Below are 11,547 nucleotides of genomic sequence, written 5' to 3'. Positions count from 1 at the left end.
GGGGAACTATATGGCCGCTCCATCTCAAGATCACACCGACGGGCACGAACCGCCTGCCCACCATCGCAACCGCCGCCTGGCGCAGCTTGCGCCATGGCTGTACCTGGGCGTCGTGGCGGGCAGCGGCTGGTTGTTGTTCCTGCAGCCGCAGACCCGTGTGCTGCAGCCTGGGCAGGCGGCCACCAGCTGGCTGCTGGCCTGGATCTTCGGCGGCATCGCGATCGGTGCGGTGCTGTGGAGCCTGAAACTTGCTCGTCGCGGCCTGGGCCCGTCGGCGGCTGGCTATCCGCTGTCGGCGCGTCTGCCCGATTCCTGGGCAGATGCCTATGCTGCCCTGTTGCGCCCGGCCACCGCCGCGCCGATGACCGCGTCCAGGCCCGATCCTGCCGGCACCCAGCGCGGCGCAGCCTGGCACCGTTTCGGCGGCGGCATGCTCAGCGTGGAAAATTTCGATCCCAACGACGCCACCCGTGCGCCCTGGGACAACCTCGATGCCCAGGCCTGCATCGCGCGTCTGGACGATGTCCGTCCGGCCTGGCAGAACGCCACCGCCAACCGCGCGCTGCAACAGGAGCGTCGCTACTGGCTGGATGTGGTGCTGTCGCTGCTCGACCATGGCGTGATGCGGCCGCTGCAGGACGGCTACCTGCCCGACACCGCCACGCTGCGCACCGAACGTTTCCTGCTCGGCGCCGATGCCGGCCCGGTCGTCCTGGCCGAGGTGCCTGCACTGTTCGCACGCCGCCTGGCGCTGGCGATCGAAAGCCTGCCGGCCCCGCAACGCGAAGCCGCCGGCGTCCAATGGCGTCTGCTGCAGCAATTGCACGGCCTGGTTGCCGAAAGCCGCATGCTGGACGAGCGCTCGCAGGTCATCCAGGTGCTGGCGTGGAATCCGGACGTGGACCTGGATCAGGTCGAAGTGGCCTACATCCTGGCCGCCGAGTACCGCCAGGGCATGCGCGACTGGTTGCGCCGCGCCGCGCTGGTGCGTCTGCCCGACAGCGCGCTGCGCCTGGACGAAGTGCTGCTATCGTCCTGCAGCCCGCTCGGTCCGCAGGCTGACGATGTGGATTACATCGAAGCGATGCGCCCGCTGCACCGCGGGTTCATGCAGCTGTTCAGTCAGCGCCTGAGCCAGCTGGTCTTGCAGGCCGAACAGGCCGAACGCCAGTCCGGCCTGTATCCCCTGCCACGCGCCACGGCCAGCGACGAGATATCTCAGGACTGGCCGGCGTAATCGTCGATCGGTTCCAGTACTCCGTAACGTTCCTTGTGCGGCTTGCCATCCAGCGGTGGCAGCTGCAGCGTGTCATCGGGCACCGCGATGTCCGGGAGCCGATCCAGCAGGTTGCGGATCAGACTCAGTCGGCCCCGCTTCTGGTCGTTGAAATCCACCAGCGTCCACGGTGCGTCCGGCGTATGCGTCACCTCTAGCATGCGCTCGCGCGCGGCGGTGTAGTCCTCGTACTTGCTGCGTGACTGCAGGTCCACCGGCGACAACTTCCAGCCCTTGAGCGGATCTTCCTGGCGTTCGGCAAAGCGTTGTTCCTGCTCGGCCTGATCCACGCACAGCCAGTACTTGAACAGCAGGATGCCGTCGTCGACCAGCAGTTGTTCAAAACGCGGCGCCTGATCGAGGAACGCTTCGTACTGGGCGTCGGTGCAATAGCCCATCACCCGTTCCACGCCGGCGCGGTTGTACCAGCTGCGATCCATCAGCACCAACTCGCCCGCCGCGGGCAGGTGCGCCACATAGCGCTGGAAATACCATTGCGTGCTTTCGCGGTCGTTGGGTGTCGGCAATGCCACCACCCGGCACTGGCGCGGGTTCAGATGGCTGGCGATGGCCTGGATCACGCCGCCCTTGCCGGCGGTGTCGCGGCCTTCCACCAGCACCAGCGCGCGCTGGTTGGTGTGGCGCAGCCAGCGGGCCATGTTGACCAGTTCCAGCTGCAGCGGTGCCAACAGCTTCTTGTAGGCCTTGCGTTTCAGGTGCGACATGCGCGTTCCGACAGCGGTGAAGCGCGCAGGCTATTCGCCCAGGCGTGGACGCAGTGTCGCCAGATTGCAGGGCTTGGTACGTGCATCAAGCTGCGCACGCACGATCTTTTCCCAGGCCGTGCGGCAGGCCGAGGTGGAGCCGGGCAGGCAGAACACGAAGCTGTGGTTGGCCAGCCCCGCAAACGCGCGCGACTGCAGCGACGAGGTGCCGATTTCGTCGACGCTGACCGCGCGGAACAATTCGCCGAAACCGGGCATGGTCTTGTCCAGCAATGGCGTGATTGCCTCCGGCGTGCTGTCACGGCCGGTAAAGCCGGTGCCGCCGGTGATCAGGATGCCGTCGACCTGCGCGTCGGCGATCCACGCAGAGACGATCGCGCGCATGCGGTAACGGTCGTCCGGACACAGGGCGCGCTCGTGCAGCACGTGACCATCGTGAGTCAGGGCATCGACCAGATAGTCGCCGGAGCGGTCATCGGCCAGCGTGCGGCTGTCGGACACCGTCAGCACGCACAGGTGCAAGGGAATGAAGTCGAGATTGGAAGGCATGCCGCAAGCCTAGCGAGCCGGGACGCGCGGGTACAGCGCCACGGCGTGAAGCCGCAAAACTCAGCTGCTGGCTTCGGTTAGGGCGGCAGCGCGGCCGGGGATCGGCTCCTCGGCTCGGCAGACATCCTGTCTGACTCGCCGCCGCGGCACATCCGTGTGCCGCTCTCCGCCAATCCCCGGCCACGCTGCCGCTCTGCACGTTGTTTCCATGACCTGAAAAGGTCTCGAAGAAATTCAATGACGCTTTTAAGCACCTCTCCCGCAGGGGCGAGGTGGCACAGCTGGGCGCGCGTGCCTTGGAGCGCCCGCGCCGCAAGCGCGGGCCGGGGCACGGAGCGGGAGTTGGGTTGGGGTACAGCAGAAGACAGCCATCTACCTTGGAAAGGCAAGCAGGCCGCTAGTTACCTGGCCAACCATGTTGGCGCGCGAGTGCTTGCATCAGGTCGGCGAACCCGTCGGCAAACCCATCCATATCGAACACGCCCGACGCTCGCCGACGCTCTGCCACCCGCTCCCGCAACGCACTCAACGCGGCTGGATCACTCGCCAACGCCACCGCCTTGGCCACAAACGCGGCATCGTCGGCCACATTCATCTCATCCAGCCCCAGGTGATGATTCAGACTGCCGGCCACGCGCGCGGCAAACGTCTCGCCGGGCGTCGTCAGCACCGGGCAACCCGCCCATAACGCATCCGAGGCGGTGGTGTGCGCGTTGTACGGATGCGTATCCAGGAACAGGTCGGCATGCCGGTAGCGCGCCAGATACTGTGCATGCGGCAACTTCGGCATGAACACCAGGCGCTGCGCATCCACGCCTTGCGCCTGCGCCACCGCACGCAGGCGCGCGTCGGCCTCGCCCGGCCCGGACAACAGCCACAGCACGCTGCCCGGCACCGCGCGCAACACCGCCAGCATGCGCGCCATGCTGCGTGGATTGAGCTTGTAGCTATTGTTGAAGCAGCACAGCACCACGCCATGCTCGGGCAAGCCGCACTGCGCCCGCGATGGTGGTTCGGCGACCACGCGCGAGGTATCCGACGGCTGGAACGCACCGTTCAGGCGCAGCACGCGCTCGCGATAGAACGGCTCCAGCGACGGCGGCAGCGCAAAGGCATCGCCCAGCACGTAGTCCATCCACGGCGCGCCCGATGTGCCCGGGTAGGCCAACCAGTTCAGCTGCACCGGCGCCGGCCGCAGCGCGAACACTTCCGGGCGCCCGCCGCCGCCCCAGCCGCGCAGGTCGAACAGCAGATCGATGCCCTGGTCGCGGATGTGCTGCGCGGTGGCCAGGTGCCCGAGCGTGGTGACATCGTGCAGCGTGGTGGCGTGCGCCAGGCGCGTGCGGATCGCGCTGCGGTCGTCGTGGCTGGTGGCGAACAGATGCAGTTGCAGCGCCGGCTGCCGGCGCTTCAGCGCTTCGAACAACGCCACCGTCAGCAAGCCGGTGGGGTGCGCGCCAAACCCATTGGAAACGAAGCCCAGCCGCAGCGCACCCCGGCTGCGCACGGCAGTCGGCGCCAGCGGGCGCAGCATCGCGGCGACGGCCTGCGCGCGCGTCCGTGCACATGCCAGCTGTTCGGCTGCGCTGGCGTCCTCGCTCAGGAAGGCGAACGGTTCCACCGCCGCAGCGCCCTGCGCCACGGCATTGCGCACCTGCGCAGCAAGTGCGTCCAGCGCGCGCCAATCGCACAGGCGGCGCCGCCAGTTGAGCAGTTGCGCAGTGATGTACGGCTCGTCGGGCAGCAACTGATGCGCACGCGTATACGCGGCCGCCGCAGCTTCGGCCTGGCCCGCATCTTCCAATGCATGCCCAAGCCATAACGCGATGCCCGGATGCTGGGGCACCAGGTCCGATGCCTGCTGCAGCAACGCTGCCGCCTCGGCGTGCCGTTGCTGCGTCCAACGCACCCGGCCAAGCCGGGCCACGGCTTCCGGGTGGCCCGGCTGCAGCGCGAGCGCGCGTTGCACCGCGGCCTCGCCCGCAACGATCGCGCCCATGCCGAGTTCGGCATCGGCCAGCATCAGCCAGGCGACGAAATCGCCCGGCTGGCGCCGCACCGCCTCGCGCAGCTGCAGCAGCTCGCGCGGGACCTGCGCACTCACGGGCTGTCGCTCAACCGTGCCAGTTCGTCGGCCTGATGCTCGTGCAGCAGGCGTGCGATCAGTGCATCCAGGTCGCCTTCGATGATGTTGGGCAGGTCGTACAGCGTCAGGCCTTCCACGCGGTGGTCGGTGATGCGCCCCTGCGGGAAGCTGTAGGTGCGGATGCGCTGGCTGCGGTCGCCACTGCCAACCTGCAACTTGCGCGTCTGCGCTTCGGCGGCGGCCGCCTTGCTGCGTTCGGCTTCCACCAATTGCGCCTTCAGCCGCTTCATCGCCTTGTCGCGGTTGGCGTGCTGGCTGCGCTCGGTCTGGCATTCCACCACCACCCCGCTGGGCACGTGGGTGATGCGGATCGCCGACTCGGTCTTGTTGACGTGCTGGCCGCCGGCCCCGGAGGAGCGGAAGGTGTCCACTTTCAGGTCGGCCGGGTTGATCACGATCTCTTCCACGTCGTCGGCTTCGGGAATGATCGCCACCGTGGCCGCCGAGGTGTGGATGCGGCCCTGCGATTCGGTCGCCGGCACGCGCTGCACACGGTGGGTGCCGGATTCGAACTTCAACCGCGAATACGCGCCGCGTCCGACCACCCGTGCCACCACCTCCTTGTAGCCGCCGTGCTCGCCGGGGCTGTCGGACTCGATCTCCACCTTCCAGCCCTGGCGCTCGGCATAGCGCGCGTACATGCGAAACAGGTCGCCGGCAAAGATCGCCGCCTCGTCGCCACCGGTGCCGGCGCGCACTTCCAGGAACAGGTTGCCGTCGTCGCGCGGGTCGCGGGGCACCAGCAGCAACGCCAGTTGCGCATCCAGTTCTTCCAGGCGCGCCTGTGCGGCGGCGATCTCCTCCTCGGCCAGCTCGCGCATTTCCGGATCGTTGCGCATCGCTTCGGCCGCGGTCAGGTCGGCCTTGGCACGCGCCTCGTCTTCCAGGGCCACGGCCACCGGCTCCAGCTGCGACAGTTCGCGCGACAGCGTGCGGAACCTGTCGTTGTTGCTGACCACATCGGGGTCGGAGAGCAGGTGCTGCAGTTCTTCGCGGCGCTCGGCCAGCGCTTCGAGCTTACGGCGCAGGGTCGGCGTCATCGGTCCTCGCGATCGGGGTAGTGACAGGGGGATGTTGGTAACCGGGCTTTTCCGGGAACAGCCGGTCGGCCGCGCTGGTCAATTCCAGGTCGTTGTTGAGCGCAGCATCGCGCAGCGCGGCGGTGGGCGGATGCAGCAGCCGGTTGGTCAGCGCGTGCGCCAGCTGTTCCAGCACCTCGTCGGCCGGCTTGCCGTTGTGCAATTGCTGGCGCGCCTTGGCCAGCAGTTCGTCGCGGGTGCTGTCGCCGAACGCGCGCAAGCGCTTGAGCGGCGCCTGGCGCGCATTGGCCTGCACCGTTTCGACATAGCGTGCCACCTGCAGGTCGATGATGGCCTCGGCCTGGTCGGCGGCTTCCCGGCGGCCACGGCGGTTGTCTTCCACCGCGCGTTCCAGGTCGTCCACGGTGTACAGGTAGGCGTCGCCCAGCTCGGCTACCGAGGCTTCGATATCGCGCGGCACCGCCAGGTCGAACAGCAGCATCGGCTTGCGTTTGCGCGCGCGCAGCGCCTGGTCCACCTGCGCGCGCGTGACGATCGGCTCGCGCGCGGCGGTGGCCGAGAACACCACGTCGGCCTCGGCCAGGTGGAGGTCCAGATCGGTCAGCGGCAGTGCGTAGCCGCCGTGCTGGCTGGCCAGCGCCTGCGCATGGGCGAGCGTGCGATTGGCGATCAACAGGCGGCGCACGCGGCCTTCGCTCAGATGCTTGGCGGCCAGCTCGATGGTTTCGCCTGCGCCGATCAACAGCACGGTGGATTCGTTGAGCCGTGCGAAGGATTCCTGTGCCAGCCGCACCGCGGTGGAGGCCACCGACACCGGGTTGGCGCCAACGCGGGTATCGGTGCGTGCCCGCTTGGCCACCGAGAAGGTCTGCTGGAACAAGCGGTCCAGTCCGCTTCCCAGCGCGCCGTGCGCACGCGCCACTGCCCAGGCATCCTTCACCTGGCCCAGGATCTGCGGCTCGCCCAGCACCATCGAGTCCAGCCCGGTGGCGACGCGGAACAGGTGGCGTACCGCCTGCTCCTCCTGATGCTGATACAGATAGCCGCTCAAGCCAGGGGCGTGGGTTTCCAGCCAGCTCACCAGGCTGTGCGGGTCGTCGGCCATCGCATACAGCTCGGTGCGGTTGCAGGTGGACAGCAACGCGGCCTCGCGCACCTGCGGCAACGCGCGCAGGGATTCGAGCGCGCGCGGCAACGCGTCACCTGCGAACGCCGCGCGTTCGCGCAGGTCCACAGGTGCGGTCTGGTGATTCAGTCCGAGCACCCACAACGTCATTGTTCAGTTGCTTGCGATAAGCTGGCGGCCATTCAGGGCCCCATTTTACGGCCCGGTTGCCCCCGATGCCTGTACCGATTCGCATCCTGTGTGTTCTTCTGCTGGTCGCAGTCTCCACCAGTGCCGCCGCAGTACCCAAGAAAGCACCGCCTGCGCCGCCGCCCAAGGGCGCCGGCACCACCTCGCTGGAGCCGGTGCTCGCCGGCGAATTCGCCTTGCAGGCCGGGCAGTTGGACGAGGCCGCCCGCGCCTATCTGGACGCCGCCAAGGCCGAGGCCGGCGACGCCGGGCTGGCCGAGCGCGCTGCCCGCATCGCCATGCTGGCCAACGACGACCCGCGTGCGATCGAGGCCCTGGCGTTGTGGCGTGCCCGCGCACCGTCGTCGATGTCCATGCGCAGTACCGAAGCCTCGCTGGCCTTGCGCCGCAACGACTTGCGGACCGCCCGCCGTGATCTGCTTGGCCTGCTCAGGGAATCCGACCCGCGCGGCTGGCGCTTTGCCCTGATCGCCCTGGCCAATGGCGGACGCGAGCCGGAAGCCTCGGCCGACGTGCTCGAGGACCTGGTCAAGGCCGGCGCCATTCCCAACCAGATCGAAGCCTGGCAGGAGTTCGGCCGGCTCGCCCTGCGCATGGAGCGCCCGGCGCTGGCCAAGCGCATCGTCGACGAAGTGGTGCGCCGTTTCCCCGAGGAGCCGCGCGTGGCCTTGTTGCACGCCACCCAGCTGCAGCAGGAAGGCAAGAACGAGGAGGCGCTGGCGCTGCTGAAGACTGTCGAGCCGCAGGCGGTCAAGGATTCCGAGCTGCGTGGCGCGCTGGCCTTTGCCTACGATGCCATGGGGCAGACCGAAGCCGCCGCGCGGGTGCTGTCGACCGGGCCGCAGGACACCCAGACCTACGGGCTGCGCGCCTCCATGCTGGCCAAGGAAAAGGATCGCACTGCGCTGGAGGCGCTGTACGGCGAGCTCAAGAGCAATGCCGCCAAGCCCGACCCGGACCGCCGCCTGCTGCTCGGCAAGATCGCCGAATTCCTCAAGCGCTACGACGAGGCGGTGGAGTGGTATCGCGGCGTACCCGGCGGCCCGCAGCTGAGCGAAGCGCGTCTGCGCGCCGCCAGTGCGCTGTACGAGTTGGGCCGCAAGCCCGAGGCGCTGGCCGAAGTCCGCGCCTTGCAGAGCGATGCCACTGCCGACGACGACGCACGTCGCGACGCCTATGTGCTCGAGGCCGAGCTGCACCAGCGCGCCGGCGACGCACCGGGCGAACTGGATGCCTTCGAGCGCGGCCTGGCCGCCTATCCGGACGACGGAGCCTTGCTGTACGCCCGCGGCCTGGCCTGGGAGCGCCGCGACGATGTCGCACGTGCCGAGGCCGACCTGCGCAAGATCCTGGTCGCCGAGCCGGAAAACGTGGCGGCGCTGAATGCGTTGGGCTACACCCTGGCCGACCGCACCACCCGCTACAAGGAAGCGCTGGCGTTGATCGACCGAGCCCGCACCGCCGACCCGGACAACCCGGCCATCGTCGACAGCTACGGCTGGGTGCTGTACCGCATGGGCCGCGCCAAGGAGGCCCTGGTGCAGCTGCGCCGTGCCTGGGCCCTGGTCAAGGACCCGGAAATCGCCGCGCATGTGGGCGAGGTGCTATGGGTCAGCGGCAAGCAGGACGAAGCGCGGCGCTACTTCGATGAAGCGCGGCGTCTGGACCCGGACAACCGCGCGCTGCAACGCGCCGCGGAAAAATTCGGCCTATGAGCACGGCGATCCGAACACTGGCCCTGAGCGGGCTGGTGCTGGTCGGGCTGTCGGCCTGCGTCAGCGTGCCGCGCGGGCAGGGCAGTGGCGCGGCCGTGGTGGAGCAGGTGTCCGAGCACGCGCGCCAGGCCGAAGCTGCGCGCCAGGCCTGGCTGCAGGCGCATCCGAACTGGTCGTTCCAGGGCCGGGTGGCGATCAGCAAGGGCAGTCAGGGCGGGAGCGGCCGTATCGACTGGCAGCAGGACGGTGCGCAATACCGCGTGCAGCTCAGCGCGCCGGTGACCCGGCAGAGCTGGGTGCTCACCGGCGACACCACCACTGGCGCCGGACGCCTGGAAGGACTGGAGGGTGGCCCGCGCAGCGGCCCCGATGCCGAGCAGGTACTGCTGGAAGCAACCGGCTGGACCATCCCGGTCAACCAGATGCCGGACTGGGTCCGTGCGCTGCGCATCGCCGACGCGGGCGCCGAACGCGTGGACCTGGATGCAGCCGGTCGGCCGCGCACCGTGCAGCAGGATGGCTGGACGATCGATTTCCTCGCCTGGGCGCCGGCTGGCGAAGGCCAACTCGAGCTGCCGCAGCGCATCGAAGCCCGCAATGGCGAGGCCAAGGTGCGTCTGCTGGTCGACCACTGGGCGGTGTCGCCCTGATGCCTGCGGCGCAAGCGGGCTGGTCGGCGTGGCCTGCGCCGGCCAAGCTCAACCTGTTCCTGCGGATCGTCGGGCGCCGCGCCGATGGTTACCACCTGCTGCAGACCGTGTTCCGGCTGCTGGACTGGGGGGACACCATTCATCTTCGCCTGCGCGATGACGGGCTGATCCGGCGTATCGGCGACAGCCTGCCCGGCGTGGCGGAAGACGACGACCTGGTGATCCGTGCCGCGCGCCTGCTGCAGTCCAGCGCGGGCACGCAGGCCGGCGCCGACATCCGGGTCGACAAACGCATCCCCGCCGGCGGTGGTTTCGGGGGGGGCTCGTCGGATGCCGCCACCGTACTGGTCGCGCTGAACGCCTTGTGGGGCCTGGGTTTGCCGGTCGATACGCTGGCCGGGCTGGGATTGCGGCTGGGTGCCGACGTGCCAGTGTTCGTGCGCGGGCACAATGCCTGGGCCGAGGGTGTCGGCGAGCAACTGACGCCAATCAGCCTCCCGGCAGCGTCCTATGTGCTGGTCGATCCGGGAATCCACGTGCCCACCCCGGCCTTATTTCAGTCACGGGAATTGACGCGGGATGCTGCGCCCGTGAAAATAGCGGACTTCGCTTCGGGTTCTCTGCTCGACAATGCGTTCGAGCCGGTCCTGCGGCGCCGTGAACCCGCCATCGAGGCAGTGTTCCAGGCGCTGTCCAGGATCGGGACGCCGCGTTTGACCGGGTCAGGGGGCGGGTGTTTCGTCGAATTCGCCACGCGCGCTGCTGCAGAGCAGGCCATGGCGCAGTTGCCGGGCAGCCTGAGGGCGTGGGTCGTGGAAGGTGCAGCGCACTCGCCACTGCTCGACGCACTGGACGCGAGACAGGTTTGATGCAGGGGCGTCGCCAAGAGGCCCAAGGCACCAGGTTTTGATCCTGGCATTCGTAGGTTCGAATCCTACCGCCCCTGCCAATATGCAGATCCCTCTGCAACAGTCGTATATGCAGATCCTTCTGCAACAGCCCGCACCTCCATGTGCGGGGATTCAAGGAAAGCCCGGCATTTGGTCGGTTTGTCCAGCTCAACCATCGCCCGCACGCTCTTCGCCGCCGCCCGAGAGACCTCATGCAAGACCAACGTAATCTGCTGGTGTTCTCCGGCAATGCCAACAAGCCGCTTGCCCTGAGCATCTGCAAGGAGCTCGGCGTTCGCATGGGCAAGGCGCTGGTCACGCGCTTTTCCGATGGCGAGGTGCAGGTCGAAATCGAGGAAAGCGTGCGCCGGCAGGAAGTGTTCGTGATCCAGCCGACCTGCGCGCCAAGTGCGGAAAACCTGATGGAGCTGCTGGTGCTGATCGACGCGCTCAAGCGCGCCAGCGCCGCCTCGGTGACTGCGGTCATCCCGTACTTCGGCTACTCGCGTCAGGACCGCCGCATGCGTTCCTCGCGCGTGCCGATCACCGCCAAGGTTGCCGCCAAGATGATCTGCGCGATGGAGGCCGACCGCGTGCTGACGGTCGATCTGCACGCCGACCAGATCCAGGGCTTCTTCGACGTGCCGGTGGACAACGTCTACGCCTCGCCGCTGCTGCTGGCCGACATCTGGCGCGCCTATGGCACCGACAACCTGATAGTGGTGTCGCCGGACGTGGGTGGCGTGGTGCGCGCGCGCGCCGTCGCCAAGCGCCTGGACGATGCGGATCTGGCCATCATCGACAAGCGTCGTCCGCGCGCCAATGTGGCCACGGTGATGAACATCATCGGCGACGTGCAGGGCAAGACCTGCGTGCTGGTCGACGACCTGGTCGATACCGCCGGTACCCTGTGCGCAGCCGCCGCAGCGCTGAAGCAGCGCGGCGCGCTCAAGGTCGTGGCCTACATCACCCACCCGGTGCTGTCCGGCCCGGCGGTGGACAACATCAACAATTCGCAGCTCGACGAGCTGGTGGTCACCGACACGATTCCGCTGACCGAAGCTGCGCGCACCTGCGCCAAGATTCGTCAGCTGAGCGTGGCCGAACTGCTGGCCGAGACCATTCGCCGCATCGCCTTCGGCGAATCGGTGAGTTCGCTCTACGTCGACTGAACCCCATTCGGTGCCCGCAGTGTGCGGGTGCCGGTACCACGTCTCTCCTGGTCGCGGGTGAGACGCTTC

10 protein-coding genes and 1 tRNA gene are annotated in these 11,547 nt (G+C 68.2%); 6 read left to right on the top strand and 5 right to left on the bottom strand.

The features are described 5' to 3' along the window. Positions 1 to 10: 10 nt before the first annotated feature. Positions 11 to 1,237 (top strand): hypothetical protein, encoded by a 1,227-nt coding sequence (locus EO174_RS19675; RefSeq protein ID WP_119129693.1) that lies wholly within the window; start codon positions 11 to 13, stop codon positions 1,235 to 1,237. On the opposite strand, the gene ppk2 is transcribed toward EO174_RS19675, so the two are convergent. The 5 genes from ppk2 to hemA form a co-directional block, all read right to left on the bottom strand. Then, positions 1,219 to 2,001, bottom strand: coding sequence for a polyphosphate kinase 2 (gene ppk2, locus EO174_RS19670; protein WP_104582252.1), 783 nt, complete (start codon positions 1,999 to 2,001; stop codon positions 1,219 to 1,221). The genes EO174_RS19675 and ppk2 overlap by 19 nt on opposite strands. Positions 2,002 to 2,031: 30 nt before the next feature. Next, positions 2,032 to 2,550, bottom strand: coding sequence for a molybdenum cofactor biosynthesis protein B (gene moaB / locus EO174_RS19665; protein WP_039530503.1), 519 nt, complete (start codon positions 2,548 to 2,550; stop codon positions 2,032 to 2,034). A 397-nt stretch (positions 2,551 to 2,947) separates the two neighbouring features. After that, positions 2,948 to 4,654 carry a tetratricopeptide repeat protein gene (locus tag EO174_RS19655; RefSeq protein ID WP_126946794.1) on the bottom strand — a complete coding sequence of 569 codons (1,707 nt, stop codon included), beginning with the start codon at positions 4,652 to 4,654 and terminating at the stop codon, positions 2,948 to 2,950. Further along, positions 4,651 to 5,736, bottom strand: a complete 1,086-nt coding sequence (gene prfA / locus EO174_RS19650; RefSeq protein ID WP_126946791.1) for a peptide chain release factor 1 — start codon at positions 5,734 to 5,736, stop codon at positions 4,651 to 4,653. Before prfA ends, EO174_RS19655 begins: the two co-directional genes overlap by 4 nt. Next, complete coding sequence (gene hemA, locus EO174_RS19645; RefSeq protein ID WP_126946789.1) at positions 5,714 to 7,012, bottom strand: glutamyl-tRNA reductase; 1,299 nt, start codon at positions 7,010 to 7,012, stop codon at positions 5,714 to 5,716. Before hemA ends, prfA begins: the two co-directional genes overlap by 23 nt. 65 nt (positions 7,013 to 7,077) lie before the next feature. Here hemA and EO174_RS19640 point away from each other — a divergent pair, with 65 nt between their 5' ends. The 5 genes from EO174_RS19640 to EO174_RS19620 all read left to right on the top strand — a co-directional run bounded on the left by EO174_RS19640 (position 7,078) and on the right by EO174_RS19620 (position 11,478). After that, positions 7,078 to 8,766 carry a tetratricopeptide repeat protein gene (locus EO174_RS19640; RefSeq protein WP_126946786.1) on the top strand — a complete coding sequence of 563 codons (1,689 nt, stop codon included), beginning with the start codon at positions 7,078 to 7,080 and terminating at the stop codon, positions 8,764 to 8,766. Then, a complete protein-coding gene (gene lolB, locus EO174_RS19635) occupies positions 8,763 to 9,416 on the top strand; it encodes a lipoprotein insertase outer membrane protein LolB (protein ID WP_126946784.1) in 654 nt (217 codons plus the stop codon). The genes EO174_RS19640 and lolB overlap by 4 nt, the downstream gene beginning before the upstream one ends. Further along, positions 9,398 to 10,285, top strand: coding sequence for a 4-(cytidine 5'-diphospho)-2-C-methyl-D-erythritol kinase (ispE, locus tag EO174_RS19630; RefSeq protein ID WP_115676527.1), 888 nt, complete (start codon positions 9,398 to 9,400; stop codon positions 10,283 to 10,285). Before lolB ends, ispE begins: the two co-directional genes overlap by 19 nt. Positions 10,286 to 10,288: 3 nt before the next feature. Continuing rightward, positions 10,289 to 10,365: transfer RNA gene (locus tag EO174_RS19625), tRNA-Gln, on the top strand. A 153-nt stretch (positions 10,366 to 10,518) separates the two neighbouring features. After that, positions 10,519 to 11,478, top strand: coding sequence for a ribose-phosphate diphosphokinase (locus EO174_RS19620; protein WP_104582258.1), 960 nt, complete (start codon positions 10,519 to 10,521; stop codon positions 11,476 to 11,478). Positions 11,479 to 11,547 lie beyond the last annotated feature (69 nt).

Origin of the sequence: Xanthomonas sp. BRIP62418, assembly GCF_003993495.1 — a bacterium.
Classification (GTDB): Bacteria; Pseudomonadota; Gammaproteobacteria; order Xanthomonadales; family Xanthomonadaceae; genus Xanthomonas; species Xanthomonas euroxanthea.
Note: the sequence above shows the minus strand (reverse complement) of the source record. Positions and strands in the feature narration are given on the sequence as shown.